The organism is Campylobacter sp. BCW_6877, from assembly GCF_001762445.1.
In the GTDB taxonomy this organism is placed as follows: domain Bacteria; phylum Campylobacterota; class Campylobacteria; order Campylobacterales; family Campylobacteraceae; genus Campylobacter_D; species Campylobacter_D jejuni.
In genome coordinates this window covers 138,234-160,139 of record NZ_MJWW01000035.1, presented here as the reverse complement: position 1 = coordinate 160,139, position 21,906 = coordinate 138,234, and the positions used below count along the sequence as shown (strand labels likewise).

Sequence of the window (21,906 nt, the reverse complement as noted above, 5' to 3'; positions counted from 1 at the left end):
TCTTATAAAAGATCATACTTAGTTTAATTAGTTTACTCTCCTACTTGTTAAAAATTTCATCCTAATAATTTTAAAATTATTAGGATGGATGTTTTTATTGTATTTATTTTTGTTTTATTATTTAATTTTATAAAAATATAATTATCTTTTTATGCAACTTATAAGATAATATTGGATTTAATGTAACCATCAAGGAAAAATATGTTTGATAAAATTCATTATTATTATTTTAATGCTAATTATGAAAAATGTTTAAACTTGAGTGAGCAATTTTTAAAAGAAAGTCCAAAATTTGCTTTAGAATTTGCTATGCTTTCTTCTTATAAACTTTCTCTTTTTCAAAAAGCTTTATATTATGCTCAAGAGCTTTTTTCTTTAAATCCTACAAGTTTTAATGGTCTTATGCTTGCTAAAAGCTATATTGAAAATTTAAGACTTGATGAAGCCTTGAATTTATTACAAACACTTTTAACTCGCAAAGATGATTTAGAAGATGAACTTAAGTTAGAATTGGCTTTTATTTATAAACTGAGTAATAAACTAGAAGAATCTGAACAAATTTTCAAAGAATTACTTTCTAAAGATATGTATAATCTTAATCTATGGAAAAATTATGCAGAAATTTATTTTAAACATGATTTTACGAAGGCATTAAATGCACATGAGCACTTGTGTCATTTTATGCAAGATTTGATTGATAAACTACAAAAAGGAATCATTGCTGAACAAACCAATCTTAATTTAGTCAAACTCGAAGATAGGCTTCACAGTAAAACCAAAGAAAATCTTACCATTTCTAAAATAGAAGATTTTTTAACTCATCAAATTTTACCCCAAAAAGCATACTTGCTTTTTAAGCTTTTTAGAATATCTGATTCTTTAGAACTTTTTCAATCACTACAAGAAGCCAATCAACACCATGCACAGTTTTGGCAAAACTATGCTAAGGTATTAGAATTTAACTCAAACTATCAAGAAGCTTATCATGCTTATAAAAAATGTCTTAGCTTGGATTCTCATGCAACCTATCAATTTGATTTGGCTTATCTTTTGATGCGTATGGGAGTGGATGATAATTTTGAAGAGGGCAAGAAATATTATGAAAGCAGATTATTTTATGCTCATAATGAAACTTTTTCTACTTATCATTATAATGAAAGCCTAAAAGCTTTTAATAAATTTGGCGTTGATGCTTTTAAAAATAAAGAAGTTTTAGTATTTTGCGAGCAAGGCTTTGGCGATACTATAATGTATGCAAGATGCTTAGAAAAACTTTGCAAAATCGCTTCAAAGGTTTTATTTGCTCCTCAAAGTGCCATGTATGAAATGTTTAAAAATCAAATCAAATTTTTAAATCAAAATGATGATATTTTTAAAAATGTAAAGGTTTTAAAAAATCTACCTACAAATTTTGATTATGCTATTCCTATTTGTTCTTTGCCTTTTTTTATTGATATTAAGCTTGATGAGATTACACGATTAAAAACACCTATATTGCCACAAAAAAAACCGCATAATAAAAGAAAAAAACTTGGTATTTTTTACTCTACTCCTAATGCTGAAAATTCTGATTTATTAAGAAATGTAAAATTTGAATTTTTATTTGATATATTAAAAGACTTAGATTATGAAATCATTTCTTTTCAAATGCAATTAAAAGAAGAATTACCTAAGGTAATAGAAGATAGAAGCAAGCTTATAAAAAATTGGAATGATACTCTAAATTATTTATATGATATTGACTGTATGCTTAGTATTGATAGTGCTATAGCGCATTTAAGTTTAGCTATGGATCTTCCTACTATAGTTCTTTTACATCCTAGGTTTGATTGGCGTTGGGGAAAATTTGAAAATCCTAAAAGTTATTTTTGGCCAAAAGCAAAATGTTTTATCATAAAAGAACAAGAAGAAACAAAAAGGAATTTGCAAAAACTGATTAAAGAAATCTTAAACTAAAGCTTAGTTTAAGAGCTTTAGGTGGAAAATTTGGTTTTTGATTTGCAAAAATTAAAAAATTGATTTTTAAACTAATCAAGGTATAATTTTAAAGTTAAAAATAAGGAATAACTATGCTCTATGTTTATATCAAAACTCAAAATGCTTTAGTTCAAAGAATCAACTTTAATCTCGATAGTCAAGAACTACCACAAAATATTTTATGGATTGATTTACTTCATCCAAGTGCAGCGGAAATTGCTTTTATATCAAGTGAATTTAATCTTGAGTTTCCTACAAAAGAAGAAAGAGAAGAAATAGAACTTAGCGCAAAATATTGGGAAGACAATGCGACAATAACCATCAATGCTCATTTTTTAGTAAGAGATCTTAAAAGCGATGAAGAAGATAGGAATTTAATCAAGCTTCGCACAGAAATTGTTACTTTTGCTACAGCTAAAAATATCTTATTTACTATAAGATATAACGAATTTAGTACTTTTGAAGAAATTCAAGCAAGGATTTTAGCTAGTCCGAAGAATTTTGAAGATGGTTTTGATATTATTGATAAAATGTTTGAAGTGCGCGTTGAAAAAGATGCGGATTTGCTAGAATGGATAGATAAAGAAGCAAGACGCTTAAGAACAAGTGTTTTAGAAAAAAAAGATGAATATAGTTATGATGAAATGCTAAAGGATATTTCAAGCTTACAAGAGCTTAATATGCGTGTAAGAGATTCTTTATTTGATAAACGTCGTGCTATGACTTCTTTGCTAAAAAGCGATAAAATCGATAAAGATATAAAACAAAATCTTACTATAGTTTTAAAAGACTTAAATTCTTTGGTTGAATTTAGTGTTTCACAACTTAATATCTTAGACAATATTCAAACCATTTTAGCCAGCCAAATCAACATAGAACAAAACAAAATCATTAAAATTTTTACCGTTGCAACTGTTGCCATGATGCCTCCTACTTTAATAGGAACTGTTTATGGTATGAATTTTAAATTCATGCCAGAACTTGAACTTCACTATGCTTATCCCATAGTGCTTGGCGTGATGGTAATTTCTATCATTTTACCTTTGGTTGTTTTCAAGAAAAAAGGATGGTTATAAAAATTTATTAAGGAGGAATAATGGATACGATAAACATAGGAATTTTAACCCTAAGCGATAGAGCAAGTAGTGGCATATACGAAGATAAAGCTACTGCTGAAATTGAAAGAGTGTTAAATTCATATATAAAAAATGATATTATTTATCATAAAGAATTAATCCCTGATGATTATGATTTGATCATTAAAAAATTACTTTATCTAGCAGATGAAAAAAAATGCGATTTGATTATTACAAGCGGAGGTACAGGTCCAGCGCTTCGTGATGTAACCCCAGAAGCCACGGAAGCCGTGTGTGATAAAATGATGCCAGGTTTTGGAGAGCTTATGCGCTTAGAAAGTTTAAAATATGTCCCAACAGCTATACTTTCAAGACAGAATGCAGGAATTCGCAATAAATCTTTTATTATTAATTTACCAGGAAATCCTAAAGCTATAAAAGAATGTCTAGAGCCTGTTTTTCCAGCTATACCTTACTGTATCGATTTGATAGAAGGCACTTATATAGAAGCAAATGATGAAGTTATTAAGGTTTTTCGCCCTAAGAAAAAATGTCAAAATTAAAATTTATTAGCTCTGATAAGTCTGCTTAATTGTCTAGCAAGCAGACTTGCCGAAGCTTCATCTTTACTTATCTTTTGCACTTTATTTTTAAACTTACAAAGTCTGTCATCTAAAATCACATCATTGGTTGGAATTTTAGGTTTTTCTTTTTGCTTTTGTGAAATCTTTTTCTTAAAAAACATTCTTTAATCCTTTTTTATAAATATATATCAACTTAGTTGACAAGAATATTATTTTAGATTTTAAGCTATTAACTTTATTTCATTATTTTAAGCTAGAATTCGCAAAAAACCAATCAAGGAAAAATAATGACTTTAATTGCAATTTTATGTCTTTACACAGCACTTTTATCTTGGATTTCCTATACTCAAATTCGTTTCTTAGAAAGAGAAAAAGACAAACAAGCTCAAATTTTAAGCGAAAAAGACTATCAAAATGCAGCAGACATTGCCATCGAAAATGAAAAATTTAAACTATTTTCCAATTTTTATAATTTAATCATCAATGTTGCATGGATAGGTTTTGGATTTTTATATCTTAAAGAATTACTTATCTCAAACAACACTCGTTTTGAAAATACTTTATTTTTATTATCTTTTTTAATAATCACAAGCATTTTAAATCTACCTTTAAGTATTTATGAAAGTTTTGTCAAAGATAAAGCCCATGGTTTTTCAAATATGACTGCAAAACTTTTTATCAAAGACACTGTAAAAAGTCTTATTTTAACTTTAATATTTGGATTTTTAATCCTTTATGCTTTGCTTTTTTGCTATGATTTTTTTGGAACTTTTTGGTGGATTGTGGCCTTTATTTTTGCCTTTTGTATTATAGTGATTATAAATCTTATTTACCCTACCTTGATAGCACCTATTTTTAATAAAATGGAAAAACTAAACGATGAAAATTTGCTGAAAAAAATCAGCTCTTTAATGAAACAATGTGGGTTTAATGCAAATGGGGTTTATGTTATTGATGCAAGCAAAAGAGATAAACGTTTAAATGCTTATTTTGGTGGACTTTTTAAAAGCAAAAGAGTGGTTCTTTTTGATACATTATTAAAAGCTTTAAATGAAAGAGAACTTTTAGCTGTTTTAGGACACGAGCTTGGACATTTTGTTCATAAAGATATTATCAAAGCTTTATTTAACGGTGCTATAACTATGTTTTTACTTTTTTTTGTTTTTGCAAATTTACCTGAATTTGTTTACTTAGAAAGTCATCTAGAAGGAGTAAATGGCGGTGTATTTGCTCTTTTATTTATCTTTGCAAATATTTTTAGCTTTTTAATCTCTCCTATACTTAATGCCTTAAGTAGAAAAAATGAATTTGCAGCTGATCAACACGGAGCTAAAGTTACAAGCAAAGAAGATATGAAAAATGCGTTGATAGCTCTAGCAAGAGAAAATAAAGCTTTTATCAAAACAAGTAAAATATATACATTTTTTTATCTCAGTCATCCAAGTATTAGCGATAGAATCAAGGCTCTTTCTTGACTATAAAAAATGCTCTTATAGAAGCTAAATCTAGCTTAAAAGGTTATGAAAATGAAGCAGTATTTATACTCTGTGAATATCTAAAAAAAGATAAAGCTTGGTTATTTTTAAACCAAGATATAGAAATAGATCACAAACCTTATTTTGAGCTTATAAGACGTTTTAAATCTGGAGAACCTTTTGAATATATATTTGAAAAAGTGGATTTTTGGGGCTTAGAGTTTAAGATAAAAAAAGGCGTTCTAATCCCTCGTTACGATAGTGAAATTTTACTTTTTCAAATTTTAAATTTATGCAAAAAAAATACTTTTAATAAGATTTTAGAAATAGGATTTGGAAGCGGAATTTTAAGTATTGTTTTAGCCAAAGAACTTGGGTTAAAAATCACAGCCTGTGATATCAATCCTAAAGCCTTAGAATTAGCTTTAGAGAATGCCAAATTACACAAAGTCGAACATTTGATTGACTTTAAGCTTTGTAATTTTAAGCAAATTAAAGAAAATTATGATTTTATTTTTTCAAATCCACCTTATATTAAAAATTCATATCCTATAGATATTTGGGTACAAAAAGAACCCAAAGAAGCTTTATTTGGCGGAGAAAAAGGATATGAAATTCTAGAAGAAATCATACATTTTTCCCTCGATAAAAAAGTTAAATTTTTAGCTTGTGAATTTGGCTATGATCAAAAAGAAATTTTGGAAAAAATTTTATATCAAAATAATTTCATTGTTGATTTTTTCAAAGATGAACAAGGTTATAATCGTGCTTTTATAGCTAAATTTACAAATATGCGTTATGATAAAAAATAAAAGGAGAAACTTTTGAAAGCTGTTAATTTATTTTTACTTGCCTCCATCATAGGGGTTGAACTCATACTAGGAATAGTTGTTGCACCAACAATTTTTTTTCCTCAGAATCTTATAGGGGAAGGAGTGTTGAGCCATTTTCAAAGTGGCTTAATGATGACGCAAATTTTTATTAAAATGGGATATTTACTGATTTTTGTTTCAGTGGTTAATTTTTTATATGAAATTTATTCTCTTATAAAAGATGAAATAAAATTTCAAATAAAATTTTCAAAATTTATGCTAAGTTTGCTTATTTTGATTTTAAGCTTAATATTTGTTTTTTATTTTACTAATACCATAATTGAACTTCAAAACTTAGGTGAAAACGCTACAAAAACTCAAGAATTTATCAGTATCCATAATGCAAGTGAAGTGGTGATTAAAATCATCTTGATAATGCAAGTTTTTTTGTATTTCTTAAGCTTTAAAATAGCAAAAAAATGATAGAATATTAAATAAATCCAAAAAGAGAAGGAGTAGGCCATGATGATCTCTGATGCAACTATGATGCAACAAAATTACTATTTAAACAATGCACAAAAAGCTAGCGATAAAGCTTTAGAAAATATTGCAGCTGTTCGCGCAATAAGTGGAGTTGATAGTGCCAATTTAGCTATTGCTGACTCTTTAAGATCTCAATCAAGCACTATAGATCAAGGTATCGCAAATGCTTATGATGCTATAGGGGTTTTACAAATTGCAGATGCTAGCCTTACTAATATCTCTCAAAGTGCAGATAGACTTAATGAACTTTCAGTAAAAATGAACAATGCTGCACTTAATGATTCTCAAAAAGGAATGCTAAGAACAGAAGCAACACGCATACAAGAATCCATCAATGATTCTTTTAATAATGCAACTTATAATGGAAAAAATGTCTTTCAAACTATGAATTTTGTAGTAGGTAGCGGAACTGAAACTACAAATTTAAATCCATTAGCAACAGGTGGATTAAGCATAGATAATCAAGATAGTATTACAAATTTTATGGATCAACTTGGAAGTTTAAGAAGTGAAATAGGCTCAGGTATCAATGCCATCACATCAAATATTAATGCAAGTGTTCAAAATAGCATCAACTCAAAAGCAGCTGAAAATAATTTACTAAATAATGACATAGCAAAAAATGTTAATGATTTTAATGCCAATTATCTAAAAGAAAATGCTGCTGCTTTTGTTGCTGCGCAATCCAACATGCAGCTTCAAAGCAAAATTGCTAATTTATTACAATAATATAAGCCCTAAATAGGGCTTATTTCTTTATCAAAATGACTTTAGAGCAAATTTTAGAAAAAACCAAAAACGTTCGTCTTGTAGCCGCAAGCAAGTATGTCGATGCAAGTATAATTGAAAAGCTTTTTGATCAAGGTATAGTAGAATTTGGAGAAAATCAAGTCCAAGCTCTAGCACAAAAAAAAGAAAATCTTGATGAAAAAAAATTAGACATAAAGTGGCATTTTATAGGAACTCTACAAAGCAACAAAATCAATCTCTTAATCAAACAAAAACCTATATTATGGCACTCTTGCAATGGTATTAAAATAGCTAAAGCTATGGACAAAAGACTTGATTATAAATTAAATACTTTATTAGAAATCAATAGTGCAAATGAAAATAGCAAAAGCGGTCTAGATCCAAATCAAGCTGTAGAAGAATATTTACAAATACAAGAAGAATGCTCTAATCTAAATCTTTGTGGCGTAATGAGCATAGGATCACACAGCCAAGATAAAGAAAGTATTATCAAAAGCTTTGAAACTACATTTAAAATTTATGAAATTCTTCAAAAACATGGGGCTAAAATTTGCTCTATGGGGATGAGTAATGATTTTGAAATTGCTATAAAATGCGGATCCAACTTAGTAAGACTTGGAAGCATTTTATTTAAAAATCTTAAGTAAGAACAATCTTACTTAAGCATATTTATTAGAAATTTCCTCTACTATACTATCAGAGATAATAAAATCTGTATGATAAAGCAAGCAAGATCCCGCACTAATAACTTTTAAAACAAGTTTTTTATTGTTTTTTTCATTAGGATTATGTGCATTTCTAGCAATTTCATGAATTTCATAGATTAATTCTCTATTTAACCTTGTCAAATCTAACTCTATGATATTTTTTTCAAATTCCTTAGGTTCTGCGGTAAAATGATTTTCTTCTTTATTTTTGAAATCTTTTTTTGCTCCAAATTTTTTTATAGCTTTAATCTCGCCATCTTCAAGACTTTGTAAATCTTTAATTGCTTTTAAAAAAAAGCTAGGCTTCTCCCCTCCCTCAGCTTTAAATCCCAATACAAAACCATAGGCATTATTTTTTAAATTTTCATCTTTGATGATGTTTTCTATTTCTTCTACATTGCTTTCAAATACAGTAGCATCAAACGAAGAATAATAATCCAAAATTTCAATTCTACCATAACGCTTATTATTTTTACTCATCATGGATTTGAAATCTTCAATTTTACCTATACTTAAAATTTCTCCATTGTTTTTTAAACTTTCAAAATCTAAACTTTTAACATAATCTATGGCATTAATTTGTTCATAAAATCGATCTAAAGGATGGCCTGAAACATAAATTCCTAAAATTTCTTTTTCATATCCTAATTTTTCCATCACTTCAAATTCTTCATTTTTGGGAGTAAAATTTACTTGAACACCTGAAGTTAATTCCTCTTCACCAAAAAGAGAACTTGCAGCATTTTTTCTTACTTCAGCCATTTTACGCGATGCTTCGCTAAGATTTTCCATATTATCAAACAAAGCTTTTCTAGTAAAACCAAACTCATCAAAAGCCCCTGCCTTAATAAGACTTTCTAATGTTCTACGGTTTATTTTGGTAGGATCTATCTTACCTAAGAAATCATTAATATCCTTAAATTCTCCATCTTGTCTTGCTTCAAGTAAATTTTCAACTGCAGGAATACCCACACTTTTTATAGCCCCAAGTCCGTATATAATAGCATCCTTGCCATCTTGCTCTAAAGCACTAAATTCACGGATCGCTTTGTTAATCGATGGAGGTAAAAGTTTAATATTCATTTTTTTCATCTCATCAATATAAACAGCAATTTTATCCACATTGTTTTCTTCGCTTGTTAAAAGCGCTGCCATAAATTCACTAGGATAATAAGTTTTTAAATAAGCTGTTTGAAAAGTAATCAACGCATAAGCCGCAGAGTGAGATTTATTAAAACCATATCCTGCAAATTTTACGATAAGCTCCCATAAATCCTCAGCTTTTGCTCTATCATATCCTTGTTTTTCTGCTCCATCTGCAAAATCAGTCTTAAGCTTTTTCATCTTCTCAGGATCTTTTTTACCCATAGCACGACGCACTACATCAGCACCTCCTAAAGAAAAGCCACCTATAATTTGAACAATTTGCATAACCTGTTCTTGATAAACAATAACCCCATAAGTAGGCTCTAAAACCTTTTCTAAACTGTCAAAAGGATATTCTATACTTTTTAAACCATGCTTTCTATCGATAAAATCATCAAGCATTCCTGATTCCATAGGGCCTGGACGATAAAGCGCAAGAACCGCAATGATATCTTCAAAACGCTCTGGTTTTAAGCGTGCATTTAAGCTTTGCATACCGTCTGATTCGATTTGAAAAATCCCTAAAGTATTTCCACTTTGTATGGTTTTATAAACTTTGCTATCATTTACATCTATGGTTTCCCAAATAATGTCTTTATTATAACGCTTTTTAATAAGCTTGATTGCATTATTGATTACTGTTAAAGTTTTTAGACCTAAAAAGTCAAATTTTATCAAATCTACATCTTCTAAATGATCTTTAGAATACTGCGTTACTAAATGTCTTTCATCATTTTTACTTTGTCTAAAAAGCGGAGTTTTCTTCCATAAACTTTCATTAGAAATTACAACACCCGCTGCGTGCATACCCGCATTGCGATTTAATCCTTCTAAAGCTCTTGCATATTCCCAAACTTCAGGACCTTTAGGATGACGATCAATAAATTCTTTGATTTTAGGTTCTTTTTCATAAGCAGCATCAAGAGTGATTTTAAGCTCTTCAGGCACAAGTTTAGCAAGCTCATCAGCATCTTGAATACTCATATCACAAACTCTAGCCACATCACGAATCACCCCTTTAGCTAAAAGCTTACCAAAGGTAATAACCTGTGCAACCTTATCTGCTCCATATTTATCAATCACATAATCAATCACTTCAGCACGTCTGTCTTGACAAAAATCCACATCAATATCAGGCATGCTCACACGCTCAGGATTTAAAAAACGCTCAAAAAGTAAACTATAAGGAATAGGATCTAAATCCGTAATCCTCAAACAATAAGAAACCAAACTTCCTGCAGCTGATCCTCTTCCAGGACCTACTGGAATGCCTTTATCTTTAGCCACTTTAATAAAATCATGAACAATAAGCATATAACCTGAAAATTTCATATTTTTAATGATATTAATTTCTACCTCAAGTCTTTGTTTGTATTCTTTATGCTTGCTTTCATCGATAAATTTTAATCTCTCTTCAAGTCCCTTTTTACAAAGCTCTTCAAAAACTATGTCATCATTATCAAAGCTAAATTCTTTTGTTTCTTCAGGCAAGGTAATATTATGATCTTTAGCATATTCTCTTGTAAATTTGAAATTCGGTGGAGTGGGATTGCCAAGATTAAGCTCTAAATTACATTTTTGCGCGATTTCTTGTGTATTTTCTATAGCTTCTGGAATATCTGCAAAAAGCTCACTCATTTGCTCAGGGCTTTTAACATAAAATTCATGCACACTATGACGCATTCTATCAGGGTCATTAAGTTTTTTTCCCATAGCTATACACATAAAAACCTCATGGGCAGCCGCTCTTTCTTTAAAAGTATAATGCGTATCATTTGTAGCAATGATTTTTATATTTAATTCTTTAGAAAGTCTGATAATATCATCATCTATCATTCTTTGATCACCTATACCATGACGCATGATTTCAAAATAAAAATCATCTTTAAAAACTTTTTTATACCATAATGCTGCTTCTTTTGCTGCTTCATAGCCTTTTGCACCAAAACGCACATTTCTTTCACTATAAGTATTTAAGTGCCAATTTACTTCACCTTGCAAGCAAGCAGAAGAACAAATAAGACCTTCGCTATATTTTTCTAAAAGCTTTTTATTGATACGCGGATAATAATACAAACCTTTAATATAACTTTGAGAACTTAAATACATTAAATTTTGATATCCGATCTCATTTTTTGCATACAAACAAAGGTGAAAACGCTGACGAGAACTTTTATCATCTAATTCATCGTGATTATGTAAATACGCTTCCATACCAATGATAGGTTTTAAACCTTGTGCTTTCATTGTTTGATAAAAATCAATTGCCCCAAACATATTTCCATGATCTGTCATAGCAACACTTGTAGCACCCTGCTCTTTTAAAGTCAAAGCTAATTCTTTAAGCTTATTAGCTCCATCAAGCAAAGAATATTCTGTATGTAAATGCAAGTGTGTAAATTGACTCATTTTCTTCCTTTAGTTTTTTAAGGCTTATTTTAATTTTGATAAAAATTATAAATTTTTCTCGCTGAATTTGAAAGAAATTGACCCTAAATTTCAACTTAAATTTTACAAAAAAGGCAAAAATTCAGCCAAAATAAACTATAATAAAAATTTAAGATTTTAATCTTAAATAAAATAAACTTTTCAAAGGATGAAATGATGAAAGTAAAAATTGCTTATTGCAATCTTTGAAATTATCGCCCACAAGCTGCAAGGGTTGCAGAAGAACTACAAAGCGATTTCAAAGATGTTGAAGTAGAATTTGAAATTGGCGACAGAGGTGATTTTATCGTTGAAGTAGACGGAAAAGTTATCTTCTCTAAAACACAACTTATTAATTGCGAAAGTGAAAGATTTCCATATCAAAATGAAATTAATCAATTAATAAAAAATAGAGTGTAATCAAACACTCTATCATAATATTTTCTCATATTCCTTGCCAATATATATGTTTTGCTCATACTCGATAATAGGACGCTTAATACAGCTTGGATTTTCTAATACAATTTTCTCAAGTTCTTTTTCATTTAAACTTTTAACTTTTTCTTTGTTTAAACCAAGTTTTTTAGAAGTTAATCCAGCAGTATTGATAAGATCTTCAAAAGATTTTTGTTTTAACCATGTGTATAAAATATCTTGATTAATCTTTTTAATATCCATAAAATCAAATACAACACCTTTTTGTGTTAAAGCATCCATAGCTTTCTTTACAGAATTACAATTTTTAATACCATAAAGTTTCATTTTCTAGCCTTTTTTACTAAATCTGCAATTAAAAAAGCAAGCTCTAATGCTTGATCCGCATTAAGCCTTGGATCGCATTGAGTCTCATAACGATCTTCTAAGCTTTGAGCAGTAACATTGCTTGCACCACCTGTGCATTCTGTTACATCTTTTCCGGTCATTTCAAGATGCACTCCACCTGGATAAATCCCTTCGCTTATTGCAATCTCAAAAAAAGATCCCACTTCTTGCATGATTTTATCAAACTCACGTGTTTTAAAATTACCTGCTTTTACTGTATTTCCATGCATAGGATCTATGCTGTATACTAAATTTAAACCTTCACTTTTAAGTTTGGAGAAAATTTTTGGCAAATTATTGATAATTTTATCTGCACCCATGCGGATAATAATATTTAATCTTCCTTCTTCATTATTTGGATTTAAAACATTTGCTAAAGCTATGATATCATCAGCACTTGCACTAGGTCCTATTTTAACCCCTAAAGGATTTTTTACTCCTCTTAAAAAATGTACATGAGCTTCATCAAGCGCCCTTGTTCTTTCACCTATCCAAAGCATGTGAGCTGAACAATCGTAAATTTCTCCACTTAAACTATCCACTCTAGTTAAAGCTTCTTCATAAGGCAAAAGTAAAGCTTCATGTGAAGTATAAACACTAACTTCTCTTAGACTCGGAGTATTACTTGTATTAATCCCACAAGCTTCCATAAAAGCCAAAGCTTGTGAAATTTTTTCACTGATATCAGTATATTGCTTATGGAGTTCACTCTTTTTTAAAAACCTCAAATTCCAACGATGCACTTCATGCAAATCTGCTAAACCACCCTTAGCAAATCCGCGCAACAAATTTAGCGTTGTTGCACTTTGATAATAAGCTTCAAGCATTCTATGAGGATCAGGAATGCGCGCTTGTTCGCTAAATTCAAAACCATTAATAATATCACCACGATAACTAGGAAGACTTATACCATTTAACTCTTCAAAATCACTACTTCTTGGCTTGGCAAACTGCCCTGCAATACGACCAATTTTTACAACAGGACATCCACCGGCAAATGTAAGCACTATAGCCATTTGAAGTAAAATCTTAAACATGTCACGGATATTTACAGCGCCAAAATTTTCAAAGCTTTCAGCACAATCTCCACCTTGAAGTAAAAAAGCTTCTTTTTTACAAACTCTTGCTAAAGACTTTTGAAGATTTCTCACTTCTCCAGCAAAAACCAAAGGAGGAAGTTTCTCAAGTCTTGCTAAAACTCTATTCATTTCCTCTTGATCTGGATAGATAGGTTGCTGTTTTATGGGATAGTTTTTCCAAGAATTCTTAGTCCACATGGTTTTTTCTTTCGTTTTATTGATCAGCTTCCTCTATAAGTTGAATAACCAAAAGGAGAAAGGGTTATTGGAACATGATAATGTTTTTGATCTTTAGAAAGCTCAAAACTTACCTCTACAAAAGGATAAAAAGTATTTATTTTGTGTGATGTGTAATAGTCTTTTGTAAAAAATTTAAGCTTATAAATTCCAAAAGCCCTATTTTCAGCTTTTTCATATGGTAATAAATCCCCTATTCTACCATTTTCTTCGGTAAATTCTTCACTTACTTTTTTCCACTGTTGATTTGCTTCCAACTTATAAAGCTCAACTTTTACTTTAGGAGCGGGTTGTCCAGAAGTAATATCCAAGACATGAGTGCTTAATTGATATTCAGTAGCACTCAAAAACATTGGCACGCTTGCTAATATTAATAAAGTTTTTTTAATAGAAAACATTTTCTCTCCTTATATAATATTTACAAGGAATATTATATAAGAGCATTATTAATAATTAAAATCAAATAATAAAAATTATAAATTAATTATAATTATTTAATTGTTAGACTTATAATAAAAAATAATTATAAATTATTTTTTAAGCTCTTTAATACGTGCTGCTTTACCGCGTCTATCTCTTAAGTAGAATAATCTTGCACGGCGTACACGACCACGACGCAAAACAATAATACTTTCCAAACTCTCACTATAAATAGGGAAAATTCTCTCAACGCCAACATTATTAGCACCCATTTTACGTACGATAAAAGTTTCGCTTACGCCATTACCTCTTCTAGCAATACAAATACCCTCAAAATTTTGGATTCTTGTTTTATCTCCTTCTTTGATACGAATTGCAAGCTTTAAAGTATCACCAGCACGAAAATCTGGAACATTTTTACCTTCAATTTGTTTTGCTTCAAATTGTTCTATATATTTATTTTTCATAAAAATCCCTTATTTTTTGCGTTCATGCTCTAAAAATAAATCTGGACGAAAAAATTTCGTTTTGCAAGACGCCAAAGTAGTTTTTAAACTTGCAATTCTAGCGTGATTACCCTTTAAAAACTCTGAAGGAGTATAAAATTTTTGATTTTTTTTCTCAAAAATAAAAGGTTTTGAAAAAGCAGGTGCTTCGAGTAAATTATTTTCAAAGCTTTCTTCTTCCAAACTTTCCATATTCCCTAAAACCCCGTTAACATTTCTTAAAATCGCATCACACATTACAAGCGCAGGTAATTCTCCTCCTGTTAAAATAAAATCCCCTATGCTAAAAACTTCATTCGCAAAAATTTCAAGCACTCTTTCATCTATACCTTCATAGCGCCCACATACAAAAACTATGTGTTCTTTTTTACTTAAGCGTTTGGCGTCTTTTTGATTAAAAGTTTTACCACTTGGATTTAAAAAAATAAAATAGGGATTTTCTTTTTTTTCTTGAATACTTTTTAACACCTCATACATAGGTTCAACTTGCATCAAAAGTCCAGCTCCACCACCTATTTTATAATCATCGACTTTATGATAAGAATTTTTAGAAAAATCTCTTGGGTTATAAAAATTAAGTTTGAAAAGTTTTTTTTCTTTTGCTCTTGCAAGTATAGAATCCTGAAAGTAAAATTTCATAAGATTAGGGAATAAAGAAACGAAACTAAATTTCATGAATTTTCTAAAATTAAAAAAGCATCTTGCGTGCAAAAAATCTGTCGTTTTTCTATATCTATATTTTTAACAAATTTATCTAGATACGGAATAAAAAATATTTTAGAATATTTTTTATTCACCCATTTTTCATCACTTTGAATTTCAAATAAATAAGAAGCTCCAATTTCCAAGATATCAACAACTTTACCTAATCTTTTATCTTCTTCAAAAACTTCACACTCTAAAATATCAAAATAAAAAAACTCATCTTTTTTTAATTTACAAGTTTGTCTGCTTTTCTCGATACTCTGAAAAAGAATAAGATTGGTTAATTCTTTAGCTTTTTCTATATCTTCATAATTCTCAAATAAAACAGTAGAATTGCTTGCATTATAATGCTTAATCTTTAATATTTCTTTGGTATTTTTTATAAAAAAGGTAGCATCTTTTTTAAATTGAGAAGAAAAGTCGCTCAGGTTATGCAATTTTACATAACCCTTAAGACCCACAGTTTTACCAAGTTTTGCAACTTGAACAAAATCTTTTTCACTCAAGTGCTTTTACCGTTACCCTATAAGAACTTGCATCCTTGCTCTTATAAGCAGAGATTACGGTTTTTATAGCATTGATCATTTTTCCATTTTTACCTATAAGCTTACCTGTATCAACCTTATGTGCAAAAAGAACAATCTCAAAAAAATTTTCACTTAATTCAATTTTTTGAGTGTTAATCTGTTCAGGATAATCTGCAATTAATTTTGCGTATTCCCTAAGAAAATTCTCTACCATGATTATTTGCTAGTGATAGAAGCAACTTTATCGCTAAGTTTTGCACCAACACTTTTCCAATAAGCTAAACGCTCTGCATCAACTTTAATTACCTCAGGTTCTACCATAGGATTATAATATCCAATACTTTCTATCCAACCACCATCGCGACGTTTTCTACTGTCTGTAACCACAATACGATAAAATGGTCTTTTAGTTCTACCCATTCTTGTAAGTCTAATAACTGTCATTTATACTCCTTAAAAATTAAAAATTTTATTTATAGATACTATAAAAAGTATTTATAAATAAAATTTAAAATTGTCTTCTAGCTTGGCTCATCATTTGTGTCAAATTCTCCATTCCTTTTTTGCCTGAAAATCTTTTTGCAAGTTTTGCTGCATTACTAAATTGTTTTAAAAAACGATTGACTTCTACCTGAGAAAGACCTGCTCCCTCTGCTATACGACGTTTTCTAGCATTATTTAACAAATCAGGATTTTCTCTTTCTTTTGGAGTCATTGAAGAAATCATTGCCTTAATATGTATAATCTCTTTAGAATTATCCAAATCTATATCTTTTACCGCATTTGCCATTCCGCCAAGCCCTGGTATCATACCGATTAAAGACTTCATACTTCCTAATTTTTTAATACTTTCCATTTGGTTAAGAAAATCATTAAAATTAAATTCACCTTTTTTGATTTTTTGATTGAGTTTTTTAGCTTCTTTTTCATCAATCACTGCAGCAGTTTTTTCAGCTAAAGTAGCCAAATCACCCTCGCCCATGATACGACTTACTATGCGATCTGGTATAAAAACTTCTAAATCTGCTACTTTTTCACCTACACCAATAAATCTTAAAGGAATACCGATTTGTTTTGCTATACCTAAGGCTACTCCACCTTTAGTATCTGCATCAAATTTTGATAAAATTACCCCGCTGATACCTAAAACTTCATTAAAACTAGCCGCAGTCTTAACCCCATCTTGACCACTCATTGCATCAGCAACATAGAAAATCTCATCAGGATTTAAAACATCCTTAACTGCTTTTAATTCATTCATCAAAGTCTCATCTATAGCCAAACGCCCAGCAGTATCCACAAGCAAAACATCCACCATAGAACTTTCAGCCTTTTTTAAAGCCTCTTTAGCAACCCTAATAGGATCTTTTTCATTTTCTATGAAGAAAAGTTCAATTTCATTAGCTTCACAAAGTTGTCTTAGCTGCTCCACTGCCGCTAAACGCTGTAAATCACAAGCTGCAACTAAAACTTTTTTATTGCGTAATTTTAAATAATTTGCAAGTTTGATAGTGCTTGTAGTCTTACCGCCCCCTTGCAAACCTGCCATTAGAACTACTGTTGGGGGTTTAGAAGCAAAAACAAAACCTTGATTTTTGCCATTGACACTTAAAATATTTTCTAAATTTACTTTAATGGCATTTAAAAATTGTTTTTGACCTATTCCGTTTTGCTTTACATCTTCTTCTATCGAAGTCAAAAGCTCTTTAGTTACCTTATGGTGAACATCTGCTTTTAAAAGAGCTTTTTTTAAGGTTTCTAAAGCGTTCTTAAGTGCTTTTTCATCATCAACAAAACGTAATTTATTAATCGCTGATTTAAAAGATTCGCTAACTAACTCAAACACTTTATCACCTTTCTATAAAATTTTTAAATTAAACCTTGCATTATACAAAATTTTTTCTTAAATGGCTTTAAAAATCTAAATTTTTTATCTCAAAGCCAACTTTTGCAAAACTATTATCTAGCTCAGCCTTAAAATAATAATCAAAAATTTTAATTTCATAACTATGTAAATACATTCTATCGCTTGAAATTTTAGCATATTTTTCATCACCTACAACGCCATGTTTTATAAATTTAGCATGCACTCTGATTTGATGAGTTCTACCTGTTTGAATGACTATTTTTGCTAAGGTTTTTTTTAACTGCAACATAATAGGAGTAATGATACTTAAGGCACTTAAACCATCTTTTGAAACTTTACTTAATGCTCCACATTTTGCTTTTATGGTAAAAATAGGCTCATTCACTTCAACCTCTTCAGCCAAAACCCCATCTAAAACCGCAATATAACTTTTATAAACTCTGTGTTTTTTAAATTCTTCTATACAAAGCTTTCTAAAATCTTCATCTTTGCAAAGCAAAATCACACCGCTTGTTTCTTTGTCTAAACGATTTAAAAGCTTGGCATTAAATTTTTTCTCCAAGTCTTCACTCACATAAGCGTAAGGTTTATTAATAGCAATAATCTTATCATCTTCAAAAATAATTTGAGGATTTTTGGTTTTTATCACATTAAATCTTGCCTTATTGTTCATCAAAGCTCTAGCAACCACAACTTTTTTTCCATGTGAAAAAACACAACCCTTATCAATCAAATCTTTAGCTTCACGATTTGAAATTTTTTCTTGCAAAGCTAAGAGTTTATAAGCTTTTTCTTGCATCAATTCCCTTTTGTATAGTTTGCATGATAAGATCTAAATTTTCTTTTTTGGAAATTTTAGCTTTTAAATTTAAATAATGGATTTTATCATTTAAATCTTTTAAATTTTCACAAAAATATACATTTTCCACTTCTTCAAACAAAGCCTTTTGATTGTGAATAAATTTCCCGCTGATTAATACATTGTCAAAATATGCCACTTCTATAGGATTGTGTCCTCCTATGCCTTCTATGAAAGAACCTCCAAGTACAACAACATCAGAAATTGCATAAAAATTTACAAGCTCCCCTAAAGTATCTAAAAGTAAAATTTTTTTAGAAAATTTCTTATTTTCATCTTTTAAAGAGCTAAATTTTTCAAATTCTAAACCTTTGTTTAAAAGTAAATTTTCAACTTCTTTAAAACGCTCAGGGTGTCGTGGGGCGATAATGAGTTTTTCATTTTCTTCTAGTTTAAAATGATCAAGTAAAAGCTCTTCTTCATCTTTATGAGTACTAGCAAAAATGATAAGTTTTTCCTTAGGTTTGGTATAAATTTTATTATTTTTAATTTCTAAATTTGCCTTAATATTTTTAAAAATTTTAACATTTTTAGCTCCCAAACTTTCAAGTCTTACTTTATCTAATTCACTTTGAGCAAAAACTTCATCAATATAAGAAAAAATTTTTTTATAAAAAAAAGAAAATTTTTGATAAGAATGATAAGATTTATCAGATATTCTCGCATTAAGCAAAATAATCTTAGCCTTATAAATACGTGCCATAAAAACAAGCATAAGCCAATATTCTGCTTCAAAAATTACCAAAACCTTACAAGGATTAAACCAAAAAGGCAAAAAATTTTCAAAAGCAAGATAATTTACCTTTTTACAAAATTCTTTTGCACATTCAAAACCTGTTTGAGTAATAGTAGTTATTCTTGAATCAAATTTCAAAACCAAAGCTTTAATACTTCTTACCTCCCCGTAAGAACAAGCATGAAAATGTACATCAGCTTTTTCTTGATGTAAATTTTTATAAAGAAAAAATCGAGATTTTAAACTAATTTTGTATTTGGATTTTAAAAAAGAAAGCAAAAGAATAAAGACGGCACAAAATAAAAATGCCGTCCAAGTTAAAAAATAATAAAAAAAGATCAATTTTGTTCTTCTTGCTCTTTATAAAGAATTCTTCCGCAATGAGGACAAGTTACAATCTCTTCACCTTTTACAACGGACAGATAAGTCTTATCGTAAATTTTCATAAAACATCCATAGCATGCTTGTTTTTTAACAGGAACTACAGCAGTATTCTTCGCCCATTTGCGAATTTTCTCATAAAAACTTAAAACTTTTTGATTCATCTCACTCACAAGTTTAGTTTTTTTATCATAAACACTCATTCTATCTTTTTCAAGAACTTCCATTTCAGATTTAATACTTACTCTAATCTCGTTAATATTTTGCTCTTGTTTGATTTTTTCTTCTTCGAGTTCTTTTTTATAAGTTTCTTTATTCTCTAAAATTTTATCTAGTCTTACAATCTCATCATTTGCAGCGTCTAATTGCTCTTTTGCGATATCTTCTTCAATTTTTAAAGCATTAGCTTCTTTTTCTGTTTTTACCGCACCACTTTTTTTAGAAAGATCTTTAATTTTTGCTGAAAACTCGGAAATATGAGCATTATTTTGTACTTTTTGATTTTCTATATCTTTGATTTCTTCATCAATTTTTTCTAAATCTGTGTTGATTTTTCCTATTTTTAACTCAGCATCTTTTAAAGTCTTATTAATACTGTCTATTTTTGGTTCATAACTATCAATCTCTTGATCTATTTTTGATAAAAGCACTAATTGTTCAAGATATTTATTCATTTATTTTCCTTAAAAATATTGAAATGGATTTTTTGAAACTGTTATTATAACTTGTAGCGGCAAATTTTTCAAGTCTTTTGCTAAACATTGAGAAAAATATCTCTCACTTTCAAAATGACCCAAATCAATAAGACTGATTTGATTACTAAGCGCCTCTAAAGCTTGATGATATTTAAAATCTCCACTTAAAAAACAATCCGCATCTACTTTAGAAATTAAATCTCCACCACTTCCAGTACATATAGCAATACGCTTAATGTCTTTTTTACCACAATCGCTTACACGTAAAATTTGTAAATTTAACCTTTTTTTCACCCGGTCACACAAAGCTTCAAAAGACATAAAATTTTCTACATAAATCAAAAATTCGTCTTTAAAAGAAATTTTAAAACCTAAAATTTCTTTCGTAAAATAAGTATTTAAATGACTTAAATCATAATTTGTATGCATACTGATTAAAGAAATATTTTTACAAATCATTTCTTTAACAAAAGCCCTAGGATAAGTTTTGTCATATAAATCTTTTAAACCTTTAAATATCAAAGGATGGTGTGTGATAATTAAAGAATTTTCACTCGCTTTTTTAATGATATTTTCATCAATATCTAAGCTTAAATAAACAGTTGAAATTTCGCTATCCTTATCTCCAAGCAAAATTCCACTATTATCCCATGATTCTTGAGTATTAAAAGGACTTAATTGATCTAAAAAATTATAAATTTCACTCAGTTTCATTTAAATTTTTCTTATAAATTTCAGCACAATTTTTTGAAAGCTCACGAATTTTTAACATATAATCTTGTCTTTGTGCTACAGAAATTGCTCCTCTTGCATCTAAAAGATTAAAAGTATGTGCAGCAAGCATACAATAATCATAAGCAGGTAAAGCTAGTCCTTGTTCTAAAATATTTTTACATTCTTTGTAAGAATTTTCAAACTGCTCATTCAAGATTTTAACATCACTTACTTCAAAATTGTATTTACTAAATTCATATTCACTTTGCTTATGCACATCTGCGTATTTAATTTTTTCTCCATTAAATTCACTCCAAACTATATCATAAACATTATCAACATTTTGAAGATACATGGCTATTCTTTCAAGACCATAGGTAATTTCAGCACTTACTAAATCTACTGCTATACCGCCAACTTGCTGAAAATAAGTAAATTGAGTAACTTCCATACCATCAAGCCATACTTCCCAGCCTAAACCCCAAGCACCTAAACTTGGACTCTCCCAATTATCTTCAACAAAACGAATATCATGACTTTTTAAATCAAAACCCAAATTTTCAAGACTTTTAAGATATAATTCTTGGATATTATCAGGACTAGGTTTAATCAAAACTTGAAATTGATAATAAGCACCTAAGCGATTAGGATTTTCACCATAACGTCCATCAGTAGGCCTTCTACTTGGAGCTACATAAGCAGCTGCCCAAGGTTTTTTTCCTAAACTTCTTAAAAAAGTTGCTGGATGAAAGGTTCCTGCACCTGCTGGCATATCATAAGGTTGCATAATCGCACAACCTTGCTCTTGCCAATAATTTTGTAAATTAAGTATCATTTGTGAAAAAGTCATTGTATCTCTCT

At 29.4% G+C, this 21,906-nt stretch carries 25 protein-coding genes; 9 read left to right on the top strand and 16 right to left on the bottom strand.

Going from position 1 to position 21,906, the window contains the following annotated elements:
• The first annotated feature begins 201 nt into the window (after window positions 1-201).
• The 3 genes from AJ936_RS04550 (at window position 202) to mog (ending at window position 3,616) form a co-directional block, all read left to right on the top strand.
• On the top strand, window positions 202-1,956 hold the full coding sequence (locus tag AJ936_RS04550; protein ID WP_070273945.1) for a lipopolysaccharide assembly protein LapB: 1,755 nt from the start codon (window positions 202-204) through the stop codon (window positions 1,954-1,956).
• 113 nt (window positions 1,957-2,069) lie between these two features.
• Window positions 2,070-3,053 carry a magnesium/cobalt transporter CorA gene (gene corA, locus AJ936_RS04545; protein WP_002861405.1) on the top strand — a complete coding sequence of 328 codons (984 nt, stop codon included), beginning with the start codon at window positions 2,070-2,072 and terminating at the stop codon, window positions 3,051-3,053.
• A 20-nt stretch (window positions 3,054-3,073) separates the two neighbouring features.
• Window positions 3,074-3,616: a molybdopterin adenylyltransferase gene (mog, locus tag AJ936_RS04540; protein WP_070209886.1), complete on the top strand. Its 543-nt coding sequence runs from the start codon at window positions 3,074-3,076 to the stop codon at window positions 3,614-3,616.
• On the opposite strand, the gene AJ936_RS04535 is transcribed toward mog, so the two are convergent.
• On the bottom strand, window positions 3,613-3,798 hold the full coding sequence (locus tag AJ936_RS04535) for a molybdenum cofactor biosynthesis protein (RefSeq protein WP_070209885.1): 186 nt from the start codon (window positions 3,796-3,798) through the stop codon (window positions 3,613-3,615). The genes mog and AJ936_RS04535 overlap by 4 nt on opposite strands.
• Before the next feature lie 126 nt (window positions 3,799-3,924).
• On the opposite strand from AJ936_RS04535, the gene AJ936_RS04530 reads away from it, so the two are divergent.
• Genes AJ936_RS04530 through AJ936_RS04510 form a run of 5 tightly spaced genes read left to right on the top strand, consistent with a single transcriptional unit; the run spans window position 3,925 to window position 7,864 of the window.
• On the top strand, window positions 3,925-5,112 hold the full coding sequence (locus AJ936_RS04530) for a M48 family metallopeptidase (protein ID WP_053872775.1): 1,188 nt from the start codon (window positions 3,925-3,927) through the stop codon (window positions 5,110-5,112).
• Complete coding sequence (locus tag AJ936_RS04525; protein WP_044780514.1) at window positions 5,109-5,924, top strand: HemK/PrmC family methyltransferase; 816 nt, start codon at window positions 5,109-5,111, stop codon at window positions 5,922-5,924. Before AJ936_RS04530 ends, AJ936_RS04525 begins: the two co-directional genes overlap by 4 nt.
• Before the next feature lie 12 nt (window positions 5,925-5,936).
• Window positions 5,937-6,407: a DUF4149 domain-containing protein gene (locus AJ936_RS04520; RefSeq protein WP_002871299.1), complete on the top strand. Its 471-nt coding sequence runs from the start codon at window positions 5,937-5,939 to the stop codon at window positions 6,405-6,407.
• Between the two features lie 39 nt (window positions 6,408-6,446).
• Window positions 6,447-7,196 carry a flagellin C gene (flaC, locus tag AJ936_RS04515; RefSeq protein WP_004305585.1) on the top strand — a complete coding sequence of 250 codons (750 nt, stop codon included), beginning with the start codon at window positions 6,447-6,449 and terminating at the stop codon, window positions 7,194-7,196.
• Between the two features lie 35 nt (window positions 7,197-7,231).
• Window positions 7,232-7,864 carry a YggS family pyridoxal phosphate-dependent enzyme gene (locus AJ936_RS04510; protein ID WP_002855231.1) on the top strand — a complete coding sequence of 211 codons (633 nt, stop codon included), beginning with the start codon at window positions 7,232-7,234 and terminating at the stop codon, window positions 7,862-7,864.
• A 12-nt stretch (window positions 7,865-7,876) separates the two neighbouring features.
• On the opposite strand, the gene dnaE is transcribed toward AJ936_RS04510, so the two are convergent.
• Window positions 7,877-11,479, bottom strand: coding sequence for a DNA polymerase III subunit alpha (gene dnaE / locus AJ936_RS04505; protein WP_004305583.1), 3,603 nt, complete (start codon window positions 11,477-11,479; stop codon window positions 7,877-7,879).
• Window positions 11,480-11,674: 195 nt separating this feature from the next.
• Between dnaE and AJ936_RS09955 the strand changes: the two genes are divergently transcribed.
• The gene (locus AJ936_RS09955) at window positions 11,675-11,917 is read left to right on the top strand and encodes a SelT/SelW/SelH family (seleno)protein (protein ID WP_257841545.1); all 243 of its coding nucleotides are present in this window, start codon (window positions 11,675-11,677) and stop codon (window positions 11,915-11,917) included.
• Between the two features lie 12 nt (window positions 11,918-11,929).
• On the opposite strand, the gene AJ936_RS04500 is transcribed toward AJ936_RS09955, so the two are convergent.
• The 14 genes from AJ936_RS04500 to glyQ all read right to left on the bottom strand — a co-directional run bounded on the left by AJ936_RS04500 (window position 11,930) and on the right by glyQ (window position 21,895).
• Window positions 11,930-12,259 carry an ArsC/Spx/MgsR family protein gene (locus AJ936_RS04500; protein ID WP_002861397.1) on the bottom strand — a complete coding sequence of 110 codons (330 nt, stop codon included), beginning with the start codon at window positions 12,257-12,259 and terminating at the stop codon, window positions 11,930-11,932.
• Window positions 12,256-13,596: a class II 3-deoxy-7-phosphoheptulonate synthase gene (locus AJ936_RS04495; protein WP_002861396.1), complete on the bottom strand. Its 1,341-nt coding sequence runs from the start codon at window positions 13,594-13,596 to the stop codon at window positions 12,256-12,258. The genes AJ936_RS04500 and AJ936_RS04495 overlap by 4 nt, the downstream gene beginning before the upstream one ends.
• 23 nt (window positions 13,597-13,619) lie before the next feature.
• Window positions 13,620-14,033 (bottom strand): hydroxyisourate hydrolase, encoded by a 414-nt coding sequence (uraH, locus tag AJ936_RS04490; protein ID WP_002852246.1) that lies wholly within the window; start codon window positions 14,031-14,033, stop codon window positions 13,620-13,622.
• 132 nt (window positions 14,034-14,165) lie between these two features.
• The gene (gene rplS, locus AJ936_RS04485) at window positions 14,166-14,522 is read right to left on the bottom strand and encodes a 50S ribosomal protein L19 (protein WP_002861395.1); all 357 of its coding nucleotides are present in this window, start codon (window positions 14,520-14,522) and stop codon (window positions 14,166-14,168) included.
• A gap of 9 nt (window positions 14,523-14,531) precedes the next feature.
• The gene (gene trmD / locus AJ936_RS04480) at window positions 14,532-15,236 is read right to left on the bottom strand and encodes a tRNA (guanosine(37)-N1)-methyltransferase TrmD (RefSeq protein WP_004305579.1); all 705 of its coding nucleotides are present in this window, start codon (window positions 15,234-15,236) and stop codon (window positions 14,532-14,534) included.
• Window positions 15,233-15,772: a ribosome maturation factor RimM gene (rimM, locus tag AJ936_RS04475; RefSeq protein ID WP_004305577.1), complete on the bottom strand. Its 540-nt coding sequence runs from the start codon at window positions 15,770-15,772 to the stop codon at window positions 15,233-15,235. Before rimM ends, trmD begins: the two co-directional genes overlap by 4 nt.
• Window positions 15,765-16,007, bottom strand: a complete 243-nt coding sequence (locus tag AJ936_RS04470) for a KH domain-containing protein (RefSeq protein ID WP_002861392.1) — start codon at window positions 16,005-16,007, stop codon at window positions 15,765-15,767. Before AJ936_RS04470 ends, rimM begins: the two co-directional genes overlap by 8 nt.
• Window positions 16,008-16,009: 2 nt before the next feature.
• Window positions 16,010-16,237: a 30S ribosomal protein S16 gene (rpsP, locus tag AJ936_RS04465; RefSeq protein ID WP_002852274.1), complete on the bottom strand. Its 228-nt coding sequence runs from the start codon at window positions 16,235-16,237 to the stop codon at window positions 16,010-16,012.
• A 64-nt stretch (window positions 16,238-16,301) separates the two neighbouring features.
• Window positions 16,302-17,639 (bottom strand): signal recognition particle protein, encoded by a 1,338-nt coding sequence (gene ffh / locus AJ936_RS04460; protein WP_002861391.1) that lies wholly within the window; start codon window positions 17,637-17,639, stop codon window positions 16,302-16,304.
• 67 nt (window positions 17,640-17,706) lie between these two features.
• On the bottom strand, window positions 17,707-18,459 hold the full coding sequence (locus AJ936_RS04455; protein ID WP_070274120.1) for an RluA family pseudouridine synthase: 753 nt from the start codon (window positions 18,457-18,459) through the stop codon (window positions 17,707-17,709).
• Window positions 18,440-19,597, bottom strand: coding sequence for a lipid IV(A) 3-deoxy-D-manno-octulosonic acid transferase (gene waaA / locus AJ936_RS04450; protein WP_004305574.1), 1,158 nt, complete (start codon window positions 19,595-19,597; stop codon window positions 18,440-18,442). The genes AJ936_RS04455 and waaA overlap by 20 nt, the downstream gene beginning before the upstream one ends.
• Window positions 19,594-20,310 carry a zinc ribbon domain-containing protein gene (locus AJ936_RS04445; RefSeq protein ID WP_002861388.1) on the bottom strand — a complete coding sequence of 239 codons (717 nt, stop codon included), beginning with the start codon at window positions 20,308-20,310 and terminating at the stop codon, window positions 19,594-19,596. The genes waaA and AJ936_RS04445 overlap by 4 nt, the downstream gene beginning before the upstream one ends.
• 9 nt (window positions 20,311-20,319) lie before the next feature.
• Window positions 20,320-21,045 carry a Nif3-like dinuclear metal center hexameric protein gene (locus AJ936_RS04440; RefSeq protein WP_002861387.1) on the bottom strand — a complete coding sequence of 242 codons (726 nt, stop codon included), beginning with the start codon at window positions 21,043-21,045 and terminating at the stop codon, window positions 20,320-20,322.
• Window positions 21,032-21,895: a glycine--tRNA ligase subunit alpha gene (gene glyQ / locus AJ936_RS04435; RefSeq protein ID WP_002861386.1), complete on the bottom strand. Its 864-nt coding sequence runs from the start codon at window positions 21,893-21,895 to the stop codon at window positions 21,032-21,034. The genes AJ936_RS04440 and glyQ overlap by 14 nt, the downstream gene beginning before the upstream one ends.
• Window positions 21,896-21,906 lie beyond the last annotated feature (11 nt).

What these genes read in the sequence shown, in the direction of transcription:
- AJ936_RS04440 (WP_002861387.1), bottom strand. Translation starts at nt 21,045, where the DNA reads ATGAAACTGAGTGAAATTTATAATTTTTTAGATCAATTAAGTCCTTTT.
- rpsP (WP_002852274.1), bottom strand. Translation starts at nt 16,237, where the DNA reads ATGACAGTTATTAGACTTACAAGAATGGGTAGAACTAAAAGACCATTT.
- AJ936_RS04445 (WP_002861388.1), bottom strand. Translation starts at nt 20,310, where the DNA reads ATGAATAAATATCTTGAACAATTAGTGCTTTTATCAAAAATAGATCAA.
- AJ936_RS04500 (WP_002861397.1), bottom strand. Translation starts at nt 12,259, where the DNA reads ATGAAACTTTATGGTATTAAAAATTGTAATTCTGTAAAGAAAGCTATG.
- trmD (WP_004305579.1), bottom strand. Translation starts at nt 15,236, where the DNA reads ATGAAATTTAGTTTCGTTTCTTTATTCCCTAATCTTATGAAATTTTAC.
- dnaE (WP_004305583.1), bottom strand. Translation starts at nt 11,479, where the DNA reads ATGAGTCAATTTACACACTTGCATTTACATACAGAATATTCTTTGCTT.
- corA (WP_002861405.1), top strand. Translation starts at nt 2,070, where the DNA reads ATGCTCTATGTTTATATCAAAACTCAAAATGCTTTAGTTCAAAGAATC.
- mog (WP_070209886.1), top strand. Translation starts at nt 3,074, where the DNA reads ATGGATACGATAAACATAGGAATTTTAACCCTAAGCGATAGAGCAAGT.
- uraH (WP_002852246.1), bottom strand. Translation starts at nt 14,033, where the DNA reads ATGTTTTCTATTAAAAAAACTTTATTAATATTAGCAAGCGTGCCAATG.
- AJ936_RS04455 (WP_070274120.1), bottom strand. Translation starts at nt 18,459, where the DNA reads ATGCAAGAAAAAGCTTATAAACTCTTAGCTTTGCAAGAAAAAATTTCA.
- AJ936_RS04530 (WP_053872775.1), top strand. Translation starts at nt 3,925, where the DNA reads ATGACTTTAATTGCAATTTTATGTCTTTACACAGCACTTTTATCTTGG.
- AJ936_RS04470 (WP_002861392.1), bottom strand. Translation starts at nt 16,007, where the DNA reads ATGGTAGAGAATTTTCTTAGGGAATACGCAAAATTAATTGCAGATTAT.
- AJ936_RS04510 (WP_002855231.1), top strand. Translation starts at nt 7,232, where the DNA reads ATGACTTTAGAGCAAATTTTAGAAAAAACCAAAAACGTTCGTCTTGTA.
- rplS (WP_002861395.1), bottom strand. Translation starts at nt 14,522, where the DNA reads ATGAAAAATAAATATATAGAACAATTTGAAGCAAAACAAATTGAAGGT.
- AJ936_RS04535 (WP_070209885.1), bottom strand. Translation starts at nt 3,798, where the DNA reads ATGTTTTTTAAGAAAAAGATTTCACAAAAGCAAAAAGAAAAACCTAAA.
- AJ936_RS04495 (WP_002861396.1), bottom strand. Translation starts at nt 13,596, where the DNA reads ATGTGGACTAAGAATTCTTGGAAAAACTATCCCATAAAACAGCAACCT.
- AJ936_RS04550 (WP_070273945.1), top strand. Translation starts at nt 202, where the DNA reads ATGTTTGATAAAATTCATTATTATTATTTTAATGCTAATTATGAAAAA.
- flaC (WP_004305585.1), top strand. Translation starts at nt 6,447, where the DNA reads ATGATGATCTCTGATGCAACTATGATGCAACAAAATTACTATTTAAAC.
- glyQ (WP_002861386.1), bottom strand. Translation starts at nt 21,895, where the DNA reads ATGACTTTTTCACAAATGATACTTAATTTACAAAATTATTGGCAAGAG.